Genomic DNA, 18,259 nt, shown 5'->3' on the forward strand with positions numbered 1-18,259 from the left:
CGCGGGGCGCAAAGGTTACGGAGGGCGCCGCCGGTGAGGGTATGGGCTGGGCGCACACATGCGCTGCAGGTGAGATGTGCTGGGCGCGGGGGCCGTGTCAGGGCTTGCTGACTCTCAGCAGCCGCAGGGCGACCTGGATTTCCAGGAGCCGTTCCGGGTCGCGCCAGGTGGCGCCGAGGAGTTGGCTGATCCGGCTCAGGCGTTGGGTGACCGTGTTCACGTGCAGATGCAGCTGGTGTGCGGTGTTGCGGGCGTGCTGGCCGCTGCGGCAGTACGTGTCGAGGGTGTGGACCAGGTCGGAGTGGTGGATGCGGTCGTAGGCGATGACCGGGCCGATGACGGATTCGATGAAGGAGGCAGTGGTGGGCTCGCCGCTGAAGAGGGCTCCGACGAAGCCGAGTCCGCGGGTGCCGGCGATCTCACCGGTCCTGCCGAGTGCGATCAGGGCGTGCAGGCAGTTGTCCGCCTCGCGGAAGGCGGCGGGGATGCGGGTGATGTCTGCGGCTTGCGCGGTGCCGGCGGTGACGGGGTGGCGTGAGATCCGTGCCAGTTCGTCGACGGCGGGGCGCGCCACGGCTTGGGGGTCATCTCCTGGCAGCAGCAGAACGACGGTGCTGCGCCGGTAGGTTGCCAGGCCGTGGGAGCGCCGGGCGATGGCTGCGGCGGCGGCGTGGACCCGCTCGCGCGGTTCGTCGTCGACCCGGGCCACCACGACGATGCGGCAGAGGGTGAGGTCGACGCCGAGCAGGGTGGCCCGGTGCTGCAGGAGGTCGTAGTCCTTGTGGTGGGTGGCCATCAGGTCGCCCAGCAGCTCGCCCCGTGTGCGGGCTTCGGCCTCCGCCATGCGTCTGCGGGTGACGAGCACCAGGGAGGCCACCAGCGCGGCCCTTTCCAGGATCCGGCGGTCGGTGGCGTCGACCTGTGTGGTGGCACTCAGGATGATCGTGCCCAGGGGCTCGGACTCGGTGATCAGAGGAACGGCGCACTGCGTGGTGTTGATCACGGTGTGTCCGGCCCGCCAGGCGTCCGCGCTGAGCCGGCGGAGCTCGTCGGCCAGCACCGTGCCGTGGCCGCAGGACTGGGCCACGGCGCTGCCCTCCTCGTCGAGGACGATGACCGTGCCGGACACCGCGGTTGCGGTGGCCTGCACGACTTCATCGACGCCGTTGCCCTGGATGACCAGGCGGGTGAGGCGTTCATGGACCTCCGCGGTGCGTTCCAGGTCCGCCATGTGGGAGCTGATCGTGTCGTTGGCGACGCGCAGTTCCGACACCGCCTGTTGGGCGGCGCTCAGCAGGCGGTTGTTCTCGATGGCCACGGCGGCGTGGGAGCCGAGCATCATCAGCACACTGATGTCCCTGCTGCTGAAGTCCTGCCGGCTGCGGTGTGCGGCCAACAGGACTCCGATCACCTCCTGGTTGAGTTTGACCGGCACCCCCAGCAAGGATTCGATCCGCTCGGCGGCCACGGTCTTGTCGATCTCGGCGGTGTGGGCGAAGGAATCGTCGGAGAGGTAGGCGGCGACGGCGTAGGGTTCGCCCGTCCGCGCGACGATTCCTCCGACGCCGGTACCGATGGGCAGTCGCAGTTCGCGCAGCAGGCCGGAGATGTTGCCGGCGGCGGCCTTGATGTAGCTGTCGCCGCGGCCGCGGTCGCTGAGGCTGATGTAGGCGAGATCGCAGTCCAGCAGCCGCCGTGCCCGGTCCGCGATCGCCTGCAGGATGGGGTCCAAGTCCCGCAGGGAGGCCAGGTCGTTCGCGGTGTCGTTGAGCAACTGGAGCTCCGCCTCGTTGCGGCGGTGGCGCAGCAGTCTTTCCCGCAGACGCAGCGCGATCGCCCGCTCCTCCTCCAGCGTGTCGAGCCGGCCGGCCGGCTCCCCTGCGGCGCGGGCCCGTGCCAGTACCTCGTCGAAGGCTTCGATGTCGGTGTCATCGACGAGCAGCTTCAGGAAAGACGATCCGTACTCGTGTGTCATTGATCCTCCGTCGAGCAGTCCTCCCGGCGCCCGGCAAGTATGGCGCTGCCTGCCCGGGTACCGCAGTGATCTCGGCGAGCCGGCCGTCTGCTTGCCGTCATCGCTTCCCTTCTGCCGGTCTCAACCCGCGGGCCAGGGGCCCTTTTCACGGATCGAGGAGGTTGCGGCGGATGCCGTTGTCCAGGCGCTCTGCCACTTCTTCTCCCCGTCCGGCCGGCCAGTCCAGCAGCCCGCCACCGGAGGCGCGGCCTCGATGCCCGGCGCTGAGGTGTTTGTCGAGCGCGGGAAACGTGCCCGCAGCCGACAAGTGAGGTGCCAGGCTGTCGAGAATGTCCTTGGTCAGGTCCAGTCCGATGAAGTCTGCGTTCTCCATGGGGCCCACGGCCGACCAACGCAGACCCAGGCTCGCCCGCACGACCGTGTCGATCGTCCCCGGATCGCAGACTCCCTGCTCCAACAGGTGCAGTGCCTCCCGTACGAGGGCGAACTGGAGCCGGTTGCCGATGAATCCCGGGACATCCCGGTGCAGGCGCACTGTCGCCTTGCCCATCCCGTCCAGCATGTCGCACGCTTCCTGCACGAACCGGGCGTCCGTCTCCGCGCCCGGCGCGACCTCGACCAGCGGGATGAGATAGGGCGGATTCCACCAGTGCACCCCGACCAGGCGCTGTGGGTACTGCATGCCCTGGGCCACCTCGGTGAGCGGAAGCACCGACGTGTTGGACCATATGGGCAGCACGGCCGGGACCTTCGCTTCCAGCGCTGCCAGGACCAGATGCTTGACGTCGAGGCGCTCGGGGACGGCTTCGATCACCGCATCCACGCGGGGCACCAGATCTGCCAGGTTTTTGGCCGAGGTGATGCGTGCGGTGATCACCCCGACATCGCCCGGCGGCGTGCCGCAGCGTGCCAGCGCCCGCCCGACGCGCTCATCGAGCGATGCCAGGGTCGCGGGGTCCGCGTCGTACACCGTGACACGGTGCCCCGCCTGGGCCAGAGCAACAGCGATTCCGTGCCCCATGAGTCCTCCGCCGATGATTCCGAATCGGTTCATGCTTGTCCTCCCATGGCTGAGCGGGTATGCGCGGTGACGTGCACCTTCGCGGCTCGGAGAGCTGGAGATGCATGGCGAGGCACACGCAGGTGAAGGCCGAAGCTGCTGCGGCACACCGTCCGCAGGCTCGGTCGATGGGCAGCCCCGCCGATTCGCCATGACGGTATGGCGCCCCGCCACGCGCTACGAGAGGTGCAGCCCACATGCGCGGAACGCCAGGGGTGTGCACCACGCATACTCGGCGCCCTCGCGGCCCCCGCGTGAGCGGTCGCGCGTGACGCGCTCGCATGGGCGGGACGTAATGGCTGGAGCGGACACCGATGGGGCCGAAAGACGTGCGCTGTGCCCATCTGACTGCGCGGGCAGGCGCCCTAGCGTGCTCTGTGTCACACCCCCCACCACCCCTGCCGGCGTCCGCCGAGCACGAGCCGCACAGCGCTCGACGACCGTACGGCGGGTAAGGAGCCCCACATGCTGTTCGCCTCCACGACGCCCCGCGGGGCGTCATCGACACCGACGGACAACCGGCGACCGGTCCGCGCGCGGCGGCTGCTCAGCGCCTCACTCGCGGCCCTGCTGACGACGAGCCTGCTGGGCCTGGCTGCCCAGGCGTCCGGCGCAGCACCCCAGTCGGCGCCCGCCGCCGGACACGATCCCGTGATCATGATCCCGGGCATGACCGGCACCCCGTCCAGCATGAACCCGATGAAGTCCAACCTGCAGTCCAACGGCTGGCCGGCGGACCGGCTGTTCACCTGGACCGACAGCAGCTCCATGACGCAGGACCTGGCCAAGGCGGCCCAGCAGCTCTCGGTCAAGGTCGACCAGGTCCGCAGCCAGACAGGGGCCGACAAGGTCGTCCTCGCCACCTGGTCCGCCTCCACCCTCGCCGCCCGGTACTACATCAAGGACCTGGACGGCGCCGACAAGGTCTCCCAGTACATCGGCTTCGCCGGACCCCAGCACGGCACCGCCAACAACGGCTGCCAGTGGTACGTGTCCTGCCAGCAGTTCGCCTCCCCGAACACCCCCTTCCTCAAGGCGCTGAACAGTCCCACCGAGGTGCCCTACGACGACCGGATCGACTACCTCACGATCAGGTCGACCGCGGACTACAACGCCACGCCCGTCGATACCGCGAAGCTGGCGGGCGCGGACGAGAACTACCTCATGAGCGGGCCGACCGCACCCAGCCACTTCATGATCATCTCGAACGCCACGGCGCTGGCCAAGATGCGTTCCTTCATCACCGCGCACGAGAACGACTGACCTCTCCGGCGGGGACGGCAGTGCGCAACAGGACTGTCGGGCACCGCACTTGGCGGCACCCGGTGCAGCCGTCCCCGCCCCGGTCCGCAACCGTCCCTCACTTGCGCGCCCCCCAGGTGGCCCGTGCAGCGAACCTTTCTGCAACCGGTCCACGGCGCACCGCACCCGAAGGGCCTCTCCACCTCCATGAACAAGACGATGGCTTCGGCCACGCACGCAGTGGCCGACATCCCTGCCGGAGCGACTCTGGCTGTCGGCGGGTTCGGCCTCAGCGGCGTCCCCGACACCCTCATCCAGGCGCTCCACGAACAGGGCGCCGACGACCTCGAAGTGGTCTCCAACAACTGCGGCGTGGACGGGCGCGGCCTGGGAATCCTGCTGGCCTCGGGCCGCATATCCCGCGTCACCGGCTCCTACGTCGGTGAGAACAAGGAGTTCGCCCGCCAGTACCTGAGCGGCGAACTGGAGGTGGAACTGGTGCCTCAGGGAACCCCCGCCGAACGGCTGCGGTCCGGGGGCACGGGCATTCCGGCCTTCTACACCCCGGCCGGGGTGGGCACGCAGGTCGCCACCGGCGGACTGCCCTGGCGCTACGCTCCCGACGGCACGATCGCCCTCGCCTCCCCGCCCAAGGAAACCCGGGACTTCGACGGGCGCACGCACGTTCTGGAACACGCCATCACCACCGACTACGCCCTCGTCCGGGCCTGGCGCGGCGACCACCACGGCAACCTCGTCTTCCACCGGGCCGCCGCCAACTTCAACCCGCTCGCGGCCATGGCCGGCCGGATCACGGTCGCCGAGGTCGAGGATCTGGTCGAACCCGGCGAACTGGCCGCCGGCCACGTACAGGTGCCCGGCATCTTCGTCCAGCGCGTCGTCCAACTCAGCCCGGCCCAGGCGGCGGACAAACCGATCGAGAAGCGGACGGTACGTTCCCGATGACCTGGACCCGCGCGCAGATGGCAGCCCGAGCCGCCGCCGAACTCACCGACGGCTCCTACGTCAACCTCGGCATCGGCCTGCCCACCCTCATCCCCAGCCACCTCCCGCCCGGCGTGCACGTCGTCCTGCACTCCGAGAACGGCATCCTGGGCACCGGCCCCTACCCGCACGAAGACCAGGTCGACCCCGACCTGATCAACGCAGGCAAAGAAACCGTCACCGCCCTTCCGGGGGCCTCCTTCTTCGACTCGGCCCTGTCCTTCGGCATGATCCGCGGCAGCCACATCGACACCGCCGTCCTCGGCGCCATGCAGGTCTCCCAACACGGCGACCTCGCCAACTGGATGATCCCCGGCAAGATGGTCAAAGGCATGGGCGGCGCCATGGACCTGGTGCACGGCGCCCGCCGCGTCATCGTCCTCATGGACCACACGGCCAAGGACGGCAGCCCCAAAATCCGCGATACGTGCGAGCTGCCCCTCACCGGCGAACGATGCGTCCACCGCATCGTCACCGACCTCGCCGTCCTCGACGTGACGGAAAAGGGCCTCGCCCTGGTGGAGACCGCCCCCGGTACCACCATCGAGGACATCACCGACAGCACCGCCGCGCCCGTCCTCCTCAACCACCTCCACGCCGCCTGCTGACGACGAGCGGACGCGGCCGACCGACCCGCAGCACGCGCAGATCTCTCCCTACGCCGCACAGACCCGTACGTCTTCGACCCGAGGAGCATCATGGCTTCACTACCCTGCGCCCCGATACCCCGTCGCGGGCGCCGTTCCATCGGCACGGTACTCGCAGCACTGGCCCTGCTGGTGACGGGCGGCATCGCGGGCACCCCCGCGGCCGGTGCGACGGCCGCCTCCTGCCCCTCGGTCGACGGCCGATGGAACGCCCCCGGCCCGTACACCGTCAGCTCCGCGTCCAACGGCCGGGGCACGACCGTCTTCCGGCCGGTCGAGCTCGGTGCACTGGGCTGCACCACGCACCCGGTCGTCCTGTGGAACAACGGAGCCCGCTCCGGGCTCGACCGGTACGTCCCCCTGCTGAACCACCTCGCCTCACACGGCTTCGTGGTGGCCGCGGCGGAGGGCAACGCGGGCACCGGAGGGCCCATGCTGCAAGGGCTCGACCACCTGACGACCGAGAACAGCAGGACAGGCAGCCCTTACCGGGGCAAGGTCGATCTGACCAACGTGGGCGCCACCGGCCACTCCTTCGGCGGCGGAGCGGCGGTCGATGCCGGCGCGGATGCCCGGGTGGACACCATCGCGCCGATCTATCCCCTCGCATTCAGCAGCGGCAGCCGTGTCCGAGGCCCCGCGGTGTTCTTCGCCGGACAGAACGACACCATCGTGCCGCCCTCGACAGTCCGCCGGACGTACAGCCAGGCCACCCAGGTGCCGGCCGTCTATGCCGAACAACGCGGCGCCGACCACTACGGCATCCCTGGTCTGCACGGCCCCGTCACCGCGTGGTTCCGCTTCCACCTCATGCGCGACGAACAGGCCCGGGGCCTGTACTTCGGCCCCGACTGCACCTACTGCTCGTCCTCGTCCTGGTCGGTCTTCGAGCGCAATCCCCGCGCCAAGGCCGTCCCCGGCCCCTGACCACACACCAGCCGGTGCAGAGTCCCACACCGCCCGGCACCTGGCTGAACAGGTGCCGGGCGGCAACGATCGCAGGGTCTCGCTCGTCAGCCACTCACGACCAGTGCGAGCACCCCCGGGAACCGGTCCCACCGGGCCTTTCTCCGGGATGACCGGCCGCACCGTCTGCTGTCACACCGTGGGCGCCCCCATGAGCCGGATGATGAGGTCGTCGAGGCTTACCAGGCCGGTCAGTTGGCCGTCGGTGTCGCGGATGACGGCGAGCGAGGCCCTGCGGTGCTGTAGTTGCTCGACGGCGTGGGCGACGGTGTGGTGCGGGGCCAGTTCCGGGACGGGGCGGGCCAGTTCGTGGGCCGTGGGGGTCCGGCCCTGGGCGCGGGCGATGAGGGCGTCGCGCGCGTGTACGGATCCGATGATGGTGTCGCCGTCGCGTACGAGCAGGCGGGTGTGGTCGGCCACTGCCGCGGCGTTGAGGATCATTTCGGTGGCCGCGTTGGCGTCGATGCAGCTGATCTGCGCGGCGGGTACCTGGAGCTGTGCGACCGGGGTCTGGGGTTCGCTCAGGGAGCGGGTGATCAGGCCGGAGTCGGTCTCGCTGATCAGTCCGAGGCGTTCGGACTCGGCGACCAGGTGGGTGAGCTGTTCACGGTTGTGCACGGAGGTGAGTTCATCACGGGGGGTGACGCGGCACAGCCGTACGAGGGCGTTGCTGACCTTGTTGAGCACCTGGATGAGTGGCCGTACGAGACGGATGAGGGCGCGGAAGGGCGGGGTGAGGAGCATGGCGGAGCGTTCGGGGTGGGCGATGGCCCAGGACTTGGGGGCCATCTCGCCGAGGACCATGTGCAGGAAGACCACCACGGTCATCGCGACGGCGAAGGCGATGCCGTAGCTCAGTCCGCTGGGCAGGCCGAGCTTCTCCAGTAGGGGGTCGAGTTCGTGGGAGATGGCCGGTTTGGAGATCGAGCCGAGGCCCAGGGTGCAGATGGTGATGCCGAGCTGGGCGCCGGCGAGCATCAAGGACAGTTCGCGCATCCCGGCGAGAGCCGATTTGGCGCCGCGCTGTCCTTGGGCTGCGGCGCGTTCCATGCGGTGGCGCTTGGCTGCTACCAGGGCGAACTCGGCGGCGACGAAGAAGCCGCTGCCGATGAGCAGGAGGAGGGTGAGGGCGAGAGCCAGGGGGAAGCTCATCGGGTCGGCTCCTCATCGGTCACGGCGGCCGACGGGTCCGCGTCGGGGCGGGTGGTGTTCGGCAGGCGTTCGAGGCGGATGCGGTCGGGGACGTGGCGGTCGAGGGTGCGGACCTCGATGAGGACGTCGGCGACGATGAGGCGGTCGCCGATGGTGGGGAAGCGGCCGAGCCGGTCCACGATCAGGCCCGCGGCGGTGTCGTAGTCCTCTTCTTCGGGGAGTTCGATGCCGGTGGCGTCGGCGATCTCGTCGAGGCGGCGGCCTGCGTCGACCAGCCATCCCGTTCCGTCGGCGGCTGCGATCTCGATCACTTGGTCGGACTCGTCGGTGATCTCACCGACCAGTTCCTCGGCGATGTCCTCGAAGGTGACGATCCCGGCGAACCCGCCGTGTTCGTCGAGGACGACCGCGAATTTCTGCTTGCGCCCGCGCATCTGCGCGACGGCGCCGGGCAGCGCCAGCGTGTCGGGCAGCAGCAGCGGGCGCCGGGCCAGCTCGCCGGCAGTGGTGCCCGCGAGGTCGGGGACCGGCAGCCGCATCAGTTCGCGTACGCCGATGACGCCCTTGATGTCGTCGTAGCGTTCGCCCGTGACGGGGTAGTTGGAGTGGCCGTGCTTGGCGATCAGCTGCACGACTTCGGTGGCGGGTGCGTCGGCGCGCACGTAGGCCACGTCGACGCTCGGCACCATGACTTCGTCAAGGGTGCGCTCGGAGAACTCCAGGGCGTGGTCGAGGAGCTCGGCGTTGGCGCGGGGCAGCTGTCCCTGGTCGCGGGACTCGCCGATCAGGTGGCTGAGCTCCTCCAGGGTGGCGCCGTGGTGCAGTTCTTCGACCGGCTCGATGCCGACCTTGCGCAGGAGCTTGTTGGCGGTGGCGTCGAAGAGGTGGACCACCGGTCCGACGACCTTGAGATACGCCAGGGTGGAGGCCGACAGGGACTTGGCGAGCCGTTCGGGAACGGCCAGGGCGAGGTTCTTGGGGGCCAGCTCGCCCAGCACCATCTGCACGACGGTGGCCATCACGAAGGCGAGCGTCACCGAGATGGCGGAGACCGCGCCGTCGGGGAGGCCGGTGCCCCCGAGCGCGGGCCGCAGCAGCGCGGAGACGGACGGTTCGGCGAGGAAGCCGACGACCAGGCCGGTCACGGTGATGCCCAGCTGGGCGCCCGAGAGCATGAACGAAAGCCGCTCAAGCACCTGCACGGCGCGCGCGGCCCGTCTGTCGCCTGCTTCGGCCTCACGGGCGAGCGCGAGCCGGTCGGCGGCGACGTAGGCGAATTCCTGTGCGACGAAGTAGCCGGTGCCTGCGGTCAGGACGAGGACGGCCAGCAGGCCGAGTACGGCGTTCATCGGACAACCCGGGGACTGTGCCCCGGACCTTCGGGGTCCGTCGGACTGGCGGACAAGACGTGCTCCTTCAAAGGGGTGTGGGTGAGGACGACGGGCCTGCTGGGACCGAAGGTCCTGGGCCGAGTAACCGTGGATCTGCGGCGCGTCGCTCCGGCGTCAGGCGGTCGGGCCGAGCTGTTTCGCGGGTCACCTCGTGCGGGGCGATGCGAGAGGGCGGGTGGCGTTCGACGACGTCGAGAGCGTCCTTGATGTGGAAATGGCCCAGGTCGGCGCCGGTGGGACGGGTGGGACGGGTGGGAAAGCGGGAGAATCCGGCCGCCGCGTCGATGCGCTCCAGCCGGGCCGGGGTGACGGTGCGGTCGACGGCAACCATGTCAGGCGCGGGGACGAAGATCCCGCCGACCGGCCGTGTGCCCAGCTCCAGAGCGTCGCGCGGCCGCTCGCCGCCCGCCGGTGAAAGAAGGTCGGCGTCGCTGGAGTCGCGGACCATACGGGCGATGGGAGGCCTTTCTCGGCACTCCGCTCCTGCGCCTCGGCAACTCGCTCAAGCTCACCGCGAGTGCTCAGCGGCGACGTAGACGGCACACGCCAGGGTGAGCGCAAGGGCCGGGAGGAGCAGCAGCACTCCGGTCACCGTGCCACCCCCGGTTCCTGGCTCACATGGTGGTGTGCGCGGGCGGTGGCACGGTTCGTACTGGGAGGCTCGCCCATGACGGGTCGCTCACTCCATTCTCTGCTCGGTTCGACGAAGCTGCGGCGAACCAGTGTCTCCAACTGCAGGGTAAAGGGGTGGTAAAGCCGGGTGTGGGACGGCTGTGAGTCGGAGTAGTTCCCGCGCCCCGTGGACCCGGCAGCGGCCCGGCCTCCGGGGCGACCGTGCTCGCGCGGCAGTTGCCGCAGGGTGGGCCGCCTACTCGTGGTCGGTGCAGAGGTCGGCGATCAGGGCCGCGCAGGCCCACTCCTCCCAGGCGCCGGGGGACCATCCCCGGTCACGGACAAAGACCAGGTACAGCTCCGGGCTGAGAAGCCCGTAGAGCAGGTCCGCGGCGCGGGCGGTGCCGACGTCGGGGCGGGCGTCAGGCTTGGAGGTCAGGGCCTTCGCTGCGGCGTGCTGAACGGTATAGCGCGGGTCGGGGCCGGCGGGCCACTGTGCGGCGATCTCCGGGTCCGTGGCTGCGGCAGCCGCGATCAACGGCATGATCGGCGCGACGCGGCCGAGGATCTCGCGTACCCCCCGTACGTGGGCGCGCAGTTGCCCGGCGGCCGTGGGCTCGGCGCAGGCGGCGCGGAACCAGTCGCGGTCCATCGTGGCGACCGGTTCGACGTCGCCCGCGATGGAGGCGTCGACGACGTCCTTGAACAGTGCGCGCTTGTTGCGGAAGACGAAGTACACGGTCTGGACGGCCACACCCGCACGGTCCGCGATCTCCTGAAGGCTTGTCGCGCCGTATCCCTGTGCGACGAACAGCTCCCGCGCCGCCGCCACGACCTTCTCGCGGGTACGCCGCGAGCGTTCGGCCCGCTTGTCGGGGCGCTTGGCGTTCTGTCCGTCGGATCCCTTGACCGCATCCATGCCGGGAGTCTATCTCTAGAGTCAGACATTAGAGACGGACTCTAAATTCTTGGAGGGGTAGCGATGCGTGAGACCCGGACGGCTGCGGAACTCGACCAAGAGGCCTTTGTGCGCCGCGTGTTGGAGGACTTCTACCGGGACGGCAAACCGCCGTGGGACAGCGGCATCACGCCGCCCGAGCTGATGGCCCTGATCGAGGGGCCCGGCGCACTGACGGCCGGCCGAGCGCTCGAACTCGGCTGCGGCACCGGGACCAACGCGGTGTACCTGGCCCGGCACGGCTGGCGGGTGACGGCCCTCGACCTGGTCGACCGCGCGGTCCGGCAAGCGAGAGAGAAGGCCGACGCGGCCGGAGCGGACGTCACGGTGCTGTGCGGAGACGCCACCCGACTCGACGAGGCGTGCGTGCCCGGTCCGTACGACCTGTTCTTCGACCTGAGCTGCTACTGCGGGATACCACCCCACCGCCGCGCCGCCTACGCGGCCGGCCTCACCAAGCGCGCCGCCCCCGGTGCACGACTGCTGATGTTCGGCTACGGGCCCGGGGCCTTTGACGACTCCTGGTCCGGCACCACTGCGGACGAACTCAGCGCCACATTCGCCGGATGGCAGCTGACCGACGTGACGCCCGGCACGAACCCGGTCCCCACCTTCTGGTTCACGCTGCGCCGCGACGCCGCATAAGCCCGGTCGCACCGGCTCCGGGCCGCGGACGTCGTGCGCGGCAGGTGCCACGCCATCCGACTGGTGGGGCCTTCGCCGTCTCCTCCCGTCAAGGGGTCGCGTTTTGGGGCAGGGCTTTCGGCAGATCGGCCGGAACGGAGGATGTGAGGCTGAGCAGTGCCCACCGGCGACGGCCGTCCTGGGCGGACTCTGTCCCGCAGTCCGCGGCGCCCTGGGCGGCGACGGCGTGCAGGAGCGAGCCGTCGTCGGGGCGTCCGGTGCGGGGGCCGCTGCCGAGGACGAGCACCAGGGCGTGGTCCTGGTGGTCGGTCAGGTGGAGGCTCAGGTGGGCGCCGCCGTCGTCCACGGCCGCTGTCACAAGGAGCTTCACGACTGCGCGCACTGCTTCCTCGTCGAAGCGTTCGTAACCCCAGGCGTGGAGCGCTTCCACGACTCGTCGGCCGGCGCTGTTCGGGGTCCACGCCCGCGACTCCAGAGGCCAGTTCCGGCCGCGCCGGCCGGCGATCCGGGTCTGCATCCCCGACGTCGGTGGTGTCGGCGGCGGGTCCGGTGGAGGCAGGGGCCGCCTGGGCGGCGGTTCGGTCCGCGGCGGATAGGCGGGACGGTGGGGTGCTTCCACAAGTGCCTCCCGCGCATCCGGACTTGGGCCGTTGCTCAGAGTAGACCCGCGTTCGTACCCGCCGGGTGGAGACACCGCACGCCGTCCGAAAAGGCCTGTCACCGCTGGGAGCGTGCGCGCGGATGAGCGGGCGCACCGGGCCGGGGAGAGGGCGCCGTTTCAGGCAGCGGGACGGGAGTGCACGCTGACGGCATAGCCGCAGCCGTCCTCGTAGGGGTCGCCGTGCCAGGTGGCATAGCGCTGTCGGAGAGCGAGTCCGGCCTGGGTGCACCAGTGGTCGAACCCCGCCAGGGTCAGTGGCGGCTCCGGCAGGGGGAGGTGTGCCGCGTCCAGCCCCATGCCTGTGACCAGCAGGCCGCCGGGACGCAGGGCGGAAGCCAGCTGTCGGACGACAGTCGATTCGGTGCCGGGGGCCAGCAGGGGGATGACGTTTCCGGCGGCGAGTACGAGATCGAACTCCGGCTCCAGACCGAGGGAGTCGAGGCGGGCCAGGTCGGCGAGGTACCACTCCTGCGTGGGAGCTTCTCGACGGGCGACGGCGAGCATCGAGGAGTCGATGTCGACGCCGGTACAGTGGTGGCCCAGCTCGGTGAGCCGGATCGCGATCCGGCCGGTGCCGCAGCCGGCGTCGAGCACGCGCGCGCCGGGCTCCAGCAAGGTGGTGCAGAAGGCGGCCTCGCCGTGGACGTCGTGACCCGCGTCGGCGAGCTGCGCGAAGCGCCGGGCGTAGTCCTCTCCGGCTTGTCCGGAGGTCAGTTCCGCCCAGCGGTCCCGTTGTTCAGGCATGTCGGCATCCACTTCTGTCCAACTCGCCCCGCCAACGGACGGGAGCGAGAACGGCGCCATCGTCCTGCTCATGATCACAGATGGGGCGTCCTCCGCACCCCACGCTTCCTGCCACCCCGCCCACACCCCGAGGAACGCCCCGCGTGCCGTGCCTGGGCGGCGGGCTGAGGTGGGCGGTGGTCCCTTCCGGGAGGACCAGGCGCAGGGCGCGGGGGGCCTGCCCGGGGCGGTCCAGCAGGTGGGCCTTCATCGGCGGGATCTCCAGCTCCACCCGCTGGCCCGGCCTGCCGCGGAGTGTGACGTGCGGGGCTTCCCAGTCGGTCTTCGCCTGCTGGTAGGAGGTGGTGAAGGTCAAGCCGCCGGGGGCGGTGCCGGCCGTACGGGGGGCCTCGTCGGCCGGCGGCGCCAGGGTGAGCGGGGGGCCGGTGCCGTGCGGGGCGTCGTCCGGCAGGCCCTCGTGCTCGTCGGGGGTGCCGGTCGGCCAGGCCGAGTACCTGAGGAAGCCGTGCGTGGGGGTGTCGAACGTGACCCTGTCGTCGGCCTTGATCAGGTTCGCGTCGCCGACGAAGTCGGTCTCGAAGCCTCTGGTGTACTTCCCGCTGTCCTCGGCGGAAGGGACGGAGTGGGTGCTCGGGACGCGCAGGGGAACGGGCGGACGGTGGGGGCGGACGACGGGGCGGGGCGGCCGGGCTTGTCGGCCGTGCAGGCGGCAGCGGCGAGGAGCAGCGAAAGCAGGCCCGGCAGGGGGAGGCTGCGGTTTCTCATACGTCGCACGACGGGTGAGCGGCCCGGAGGGTTGTCACCAGGGCGAAGACAGACGACAACCCAGGTCGCTGAGGGGATCGCCCCTGCTTCATACGTCGCAGGCCGCCCAACTCCCCACCCGGCAGGCACTCACCCAGACCCGCAACCGCCCCCGGCAGCAAGGGTTCCCTCAGATCAGCCCCTGCGCCAGCATCGCGTCCGCGACCAGTTCGAAACCGGCGATGTTCGCGCCGACCACGTAGTTGCCCGGTACCCCGTACCGCTCAGCGGTGGTGTAGCAGGCCTCGTGGATGTGCCGCATGATCTCCTCCAGCCGCTCCTCGGTGTGGGCAAAGGTCCACGAGTCACGCGAGGCGTTCTGCTGCATCTCCAGGGCGCTGGTGGCCACCCCGCCCGCGTTCGCCGCCTTCCCCGGTGCGAATGCGACACCCGCCTCCTGGAAGACCTTCACCGCCCCCGGCGTGGTCGGCATGTTCGCGCCCTCGGCGACCGCACGGACACCGTTCGCCACCAGGGTCCGCGCGTCGTCCTCGTCCAGCTCGTTCTGCGTGGCACACGGCAGCGCCACGTCGCACGTCACGTTCCACACGCCGCGGCCCGCGACGAACTGCGCGTGGACGCCCCGGCGTTCCGCGTACTCCGAGACGCGGCCGCGACCGGCCTCCTTGATCTCCTTCAGGAGCGCGAGGTCGATGCCCTTGTCGTCGACGACGTAGCCGCTGGAGTCCGAGCAGGTCACGACGGTGGCGCCGAGCTGCTGGGCCTTCTCGATCGCGTAGATCGCCACATTGCCGGATCCGGACACGGCGACCCGCCGGCCCTCCAGGCTCTCGCCCCTGGCGCGCAGCATCTCCGCCGTGAACATCACACAGCCGTAGCCCGTGGCCTCCGTGCGCGCCTGCGCGCCGCCCCAGCCAAGGCCCTTGCCGGTGAGCACTCCGGACTCGTAACGATTCGTGATCCGCTTGTACTGGCCGAAGAGATAGCCGATCTCGCGCCCACCGACGCCGATGTCACCGGCCGGAACATCCGTGTATTCGCCGATGTGACGGTGCAGCTCCGTCATGAAGGACTGACAAAAACGCATCACCTCGGCGTCCGAGCGACCCTTGGGGTCGAAATCGGCACCGCCCTTGCCGCCGCCGATCGGCATGCCGGTCAGGGCGTTCTTGAAGATCTGCTCGAAGCCGAGGAACTTGACGATGCCGAGATTGACCGACGGGTGGAAGCGCAGTCCGCCCTTGTACGGGCCGAGCGAACTGGAGAACTCCACGCGGAAGCCCCGATTGACGTGGATGTCGCCCTTGTCGTCGGACCACGGAACACGGAAGATCAGTTGCCGTTCGGGCTCGCAGAGGCGCTCCACGACGCGGGCGTCCATGAATTCGGGGCGCGCGTGCAGCAGCGGGCCGAGCGTCTCCAGGACCTCGCGCACTGCCTGGTGGAATTCGCTCTCGCCGTGATTGCGGCGCAGCACCTCGGCGTACAGCTTCTCGATGACGCGGTCGTCGAAGGCACCGTTCCTGACGGCACCGTTCTGGGGGGTCGCAGACATCGGTCACATCCTTTCCATGCTGGTCGGCACCCGGTACGGCGCCCACCGGAGAGACTGCCCGGGGCCCCGTCGGCCGCATACCGACTCCGGAATTCCTCGTCCGCGTGCACGGGCACGCGGATGCATCTGACGGATGATTGTTCCAGTGCACGTCAAGGGCGCTCGCGGCAGTCCACATAGTGGCGCTCCCGCCCCAAATCCGGTTGAGGCGGCCGCGAAGCTCCCCTACGGTCACTGCACAACGACGTGTAGCTCAGCAGCGAGAGCGCCGGGCTCCGGACCCGGAGGACGCGGGGGCAGAACCCGCCACGTCGGCCATGGACACCCACGCTGACCAGCAGCCCTCGCAGCCCGTAGCCGTCAACCCCGCCTACGCCGCCGACCGGCTGGCCAAGGCCCTGGCCACCGCGGGCTCCCACCCCCACGCCGCCACCCGCGAGCGCGCCGCCGCACGCGGCGAGCGCTGGCGGGCCGTGCTGTCGGGCATCGCCGAGGGCCGCCTGTCGATCGGCTCGCGCACCCCTGTCCGCGGCCTTCCCGCCTGGGTGACCCCGGAAGTCGTCCGTGGCGGATTCGCGACGGGCACGGCAAGCGCTTCGGGCCCCTTCCTGCCGCACGAGACGCAGGCCGCCCAGCGGTTCGGCATCCCGGCGACGCGCGGTGCGCTCTTCGCACACGCCCTCACCGGGCCGGGCCTCGACGCGCTCTTCGCGCTGCTCGACAGCGGCCGCTACGAGGTGACCGTGCCCGAGGAGGCCGCTCTGCTCACGGTGGCCTGGCTGGTGCGGGCGGGCGACGTCGCCGCGGCGGCCGACCTGGTCGAGGCGCTTTCCCCGCACATCGACACTCTGCGGTTCCTGCCACGCCCCTCCACCGCCCCCGCGGGCCGCGCCGACCTGGTGCACCGGCGCACGGCCGGCGACGCGCGCGCGTCCCTGGAGGCGCGCCTGCCCCACACGGCGGTGGAGACGCAGCGCGAAGCCCTCACGGTCTGGAACCCGTTCTCCGACGAACTCCTCGCCCACTGGCTGACGGACCCCGACGACGCCTGGTACGCCCACGGCGACACGCTCCTCCGGCGCTACCGCGCGCTCGCCGCCGAGCACACGCTCTGCACCAAGCACCGCGACCCGAAGGGGAACGTCGGCATCCTTGTCGGCGCGCTCACGGAGGTCTGCGCCCGCCGTTCGCTCGACGCGCGCCGCGCGGGCCTCGTCCGTACGGCCGTCGGGTCGATGGTGCGCAAGCGCGGCCTGCCCGGCTCCGAGCGGCACACCGCCCTGCGCGGCGCCCAGTCCGCCCAGGCGGCGCTGCCCGGGCACCACGCGCTCGCCCACCTGGCCGCGCGCCGGCTCGCCGTGCTCCCCCAGGAGACCGGCGTCGAGGACACCGGCCCGCTGGTCACGGAGGTGAGCGCGCGAGAGGCCGAGGAGTCCGGCCTGCCCGCGGGCAGCGCCCTTCCCGCTCCGGTACGCCGCGTGGTCGAGGGCACGCTCAGCGCGCCGCTCGCCACGCTGGTCGAGCGGAGGCTGGTGCCGTCCGCCGAGGTGCTGGCCGGACTGGTCCCGCAGTTGGTGGCCTCGACGACGGCCCGGACCTACGAGGACGGGCCACTGCGCACCCTCGCCGCGGCCACCTACCGCGCTTTCCGCAACCGTCGCTCGCTCCTCCTGTTCCACCTGGTGCACCAGGTACGGGCGGACGAGCTGCCCTGGGTGCGGGCCGTCTCCGCGCACAAAAGGCCGAACGCCGACTCTGCCCGCGACGCGCTGCGCGAGCTGGGCGGGACCGCCGTGCGCGCCTTCCCCGGCACGCTCCCGCCCAATCCGCTCGTACGGGAGCTCTCAGTGCTGGCCCGTCAGGCGGAGCTGGACGCCCCGTTCGTGGAGGAGCTGGCGGCGGACATCTTCATGGGCACGTTCAGCCCGAAGTTCCTCAAGGCCGCACAAGTCGCCGCCGAGGTGCTGGAGGGCACGCTGTACGCGCGCTACTACGGCATCGACTACGCGGCCCTGCGCGCCCCGGACGCCGACGGGCCGGGCCGGAACGCACCGCGCACCGCCCCCGACTTCGCCGCCCTGTGCGCGGCACGCGCCGGCGGCGACAGCGCGCACTCCTGGTCGGTGGCGGCCAACGGCAAGGTGATCGAGCAGGCCCAGATCCTCACCACCCACAACCTCGCCACGCTCGTGCACCGGGTGTCGATCGACCCCGGTGCGGGCTGGGACGCCCTCGCCCTGCGCTGCTACGCGGAGGTGTGCCGTCGGACGGCCCAGGTGCGGGGCAACCCCCGGCCACTGGCCACGGTCAAGGACGCGGCATACGCCTGGCGACAGATGCTCTTCCACCTGTCGCTGTGCGAGCCCGGGGCGCGCGACCGCGTGCTCGCGGCCCTGGAGGACGAGACCGGACGCTTCCCACAGCACGTCGCCGACCGTGTCCGCCCGGCCGTCGAAGGCCTCCGGCTCCTCGCGAACGGCGGCGAGTTCGACGAGGACGGCACGGCGGACGGTGGCCGTGCGCGCCGCTTCCTCGGCTGGAGCACGGGCGGTCACTGGATGCTTGAGCTCCGCTGACGACCGGCTCACGGCGTTGTGACGGGGCCTTGGCCGCCGCCGCGGCGCTACGGGGCCCCGGTCATCCGGCGTCCGGCACCGGCGCCACTCTGCCCAGCTCCGGCGACATCGGGGCGGCCGGGCCCGAGGTGAGCTCCGCACCGAAGGAGGTCACCAGCACGCCGCGCCGGGCCGGAGGCCGTCGCGGGCCGCGTCCGCGAGGACGAAGGGAATCGGCGCAGCGCAGGGCAGCGGGCCGGGCGGTGGGGGCACGGTCGCGGTGGGGGCGGCGCTGGTGACAGCGATGGTCTCTGTCGTCTGCCGTC

15 protein-coding genes and 1 tRNA gene are annotated in these 18,259 nt (G+C 70.9%); 7 read left to right on the forward strand and 9 right to left on the reverse strand.

The genetic code is table 11. The features are described 5' to 3' along the window. Positions 1 to 97 precede the first annotated feature (97 nt). The gene (locus tag HNQ79_RS12610) at positions 98 to 1,975 is read right to left on the reverse strand and encodes a helix-turn-helix domain-containing protein (protein WP_185030040.1); all 1,878 of its coding nucleotides are present in this window, start codon (positions 1,973 to 1,975) and stop codon (positions 98 to 100) included. 145 nt (positions 1,976 to 2,120) lie between these two features. Continuing rightward, the gene (locus tag HNQ79_RS12615; RefSeq protein WP_308437328.1) at positions 2,121 to 3,188 is read right to left on the reverse strand and encodes a 3-hydroxyacyl-CoA dehydrogenase family protein; all 1,068 of its coding nucleotides are present in this window, start codon (positions 3,186 to 3,188) and stop codon (positions 2,121 to 2,123) included. Between the two features lie 312 nt (positions 3,189 to 3,500). Between HNQ79_RS12615 and HNQ79_RS12620 the strand changes: the two genes are divergently transcribed. The 4 genes from HNQ79_RS12620 to HNQ79_RS12635 all read left to right on the forward strand — a co-directional run bounded on the left by HNQ79_RS12620 (position 3,501) and on the right by HNQ79_RS12635 (position 6,856). Continuing rightward, complete coding sequence (locus tag HNQ79_RS12620; protein WP_185030044.1) at positions 3,501 to 4,298, forward strand: esterase/lipase family protein; 798 nt, start codon at positions 3,501 to 3,503, stop codon at positions 4,296 to 4,298. Positions 4,299 to 4,484: 186 nt separating this feature from the next. Continuing rightward, positions 4,485 to 5,243 (forward strand): CoA transferase subunit A, encoded by a 759-nt coding sequence (locus tag HNQ79_RS12625; RefSeq protein ID WP_185030351.1) that lies wholly within the window; start codon positions 4,485 to 4,487, stop codon positions 5,241 to 5,243. Further along, a complete protein-coding gene (locus HNQ79_RS12630) occupies positions 5,240 to 5,890 on the forward strand; it encodes a 3-oxoacid CoA-transferase subunit B (RefSeq protein WP_185030046.1) in 651 nt (216 codons plus the stop codon). Before HNQ79_RS12625 ends, HNQ79_RS12630 begins: the two co-directional genes overlap by 4 nt. A 90-nt stretch (positions 5,891 to 5,980) precedes the next feature. Beyond that, a complete protein-coding gene (locus HNQ79_RS12635) occupies positions 5,981 to 6,856 on the forward strand; it encodes a poly(ethylene terephthalate) hydrolase family protein (RefSeq protein ID WP_185030048.1) in 876 nt (291 codons plus the stop codon). 171 nt (positions 6,857 to 7,027) lie between these two features. On the opposite strand, the gene HNQ79_RS12640 is transcribed toward HNQ79_RS12635, so the two are convergent. From HNQ79_RS12640 to HNQ79_RS12655, 4 genes are all read right to left on the reverse strand, one after another. Beyond that, complete coding sequence (locus tag HNQ79_RS12640) at positions 7,028 to 8,047, reverse strand: hemolysin family protein (RefSeq protein ID WP_185030050.1); 1,020 nt, start codon at positions 8,045 to 8,047, stop codon at positions 7,028 to 7,030. After that, positions 8,044 to 9,396, reverse strand: a complete 1,353-nt coding sequence (locus tag HNQ79_RS12645; protein ID WP_185030052.1) for a hemolysin family protein — start codon at positions 9,394 to 9,396, stop codon at positions 8,044 to 8,046. Before HNQ79_RS12645 ends, HNQ79_RS12640 begins: the two co-directional genes overlap by 4 nt. A gap of 67 nt (positions 9,397 to 9,463) precedes the next feature. Further along, positions 9,464 to 9,886 (reverse strand): CNNM metal transporter family protein, encoded by a 423-nt coding sequence (locus HNQ79_RS12650; protein WP_185030054.1) that lies wholly within the window; start codon positions 9,884 to 9,886, stop codon positions 9,464 to 9,466. 420 nt (positions 9,887 to 10,306) lie between these two features. Next, complete coding sequence (locus HNQ79_RS12655) at positions 10,307 to 10,969, reverse strand: TetR/AcrR family transcriptional regulator (RefSeq protein WP_185030056.1); 663 nt, start codon at positions 10,967 to 10,969, stop codon at positions 10,307 to 10,309. 63 nt (positions 10,970 to 11,032) lie between these two features. Here HNQ79_RS12655 and HNQ79_RS12660 point away from each other — a divergent pair, with 63 nt between their 5' ends. Further along, the gene (locus HNQ79_RS12660) at positions 11,033 to 11,653 is read left to right on the forward strand and encodes a class I SAM-dependent methyltransferase (protein ID WP_185030058.1); all 621 of its coding nucleotides are present in this window, start codon (positions 11,033 to 11,035) and stop codon (positions 11,651 to 11,653) included. Between the two features lie 88 nt (positions 11,654 to 11,741). Here the strand turns inward: HNQ79_RS12660 and HNQ79_RS33695 are convergent, their stop codons facing one another. From HNQ79_RS33695 to gdhA, 3 genes are all read right to left on the reverse strand, one after another. Further along, positions 11,742 to 12,083 (reverse strand): hypothetical protein, encoded by a 342-nt coding sequence (locus HNQ79_RS33695; protein ID WP_229923407.1) that lies wholly within the window; start codon positions 12,081 to 12,083, stop codon positions 11,742 to 11,744. 348 nt (positions 12,084 to 12,431) lie between these two features. Next, on the reverse strand, positions 12,432 to 13,058 hold the full coding sequence (locus tag HNQ79_RS12670; protein ID WP_185030062.1) for a class I SAM-dependent methyltransferase: 627 nt from the start codon (positions 13,056 to 13,058) through the stop codon (positions 12,432 to 12,434). A gap of 934 nt (positions 13,059 to 13,992) precedes the next feature. Continuing rightward, entirely contained in the window at positions 13,993 to 15,378 is a 1,386-nt protein-coding gene (gdhA, locus tag HNQ79_RS12675; RefSeq protein WP_185030064.1) for an NADP-specific glutamate dehydrogenase, read from the reverse strand. Positions 15,379 to 15,620: 242 nt separating this feature from the next. On the opposite strand from gdhA, the gene HNQ79_RS12680 reads away from it, so the two are divergent. Both HNQ79_RS12680 and HNQ79_RS12685 read left to right on the forward strand, forming a co-directional pair. Beyond that, positions 15,621 to 15,696: transfer RNA gene (locus HNQ79_RS12680), tRNA-Arg, on the forward strand. Next, positions 15,696 to 17,954: a hypothetical protein gene (locus HNQ79_RS12685; RefSeq protein WP_185030065.1), complete on the forward strand. Its 2,259-nt coding sequence runs from the start codon at positions 15,696 to 15,698 to the stop codon at positions 17,952 to 17,954. The genes HNQ79_RS12680 and HNQ79_RS12685 overlap by 1 nt, the downstream gene beginning before the upstream one ends. Positions 17,955 to 18,259 lie beyond the last annotated feature (305 nt).

This window comes from Streptomyces candidus (assembly GCF_014207445.1).
Lineage (GTDB): Bacteria > Actinomycetota > Actinomycetes > Streptomycetales > Streptomycetaceae > Streptomyces > Streptomyces candidus.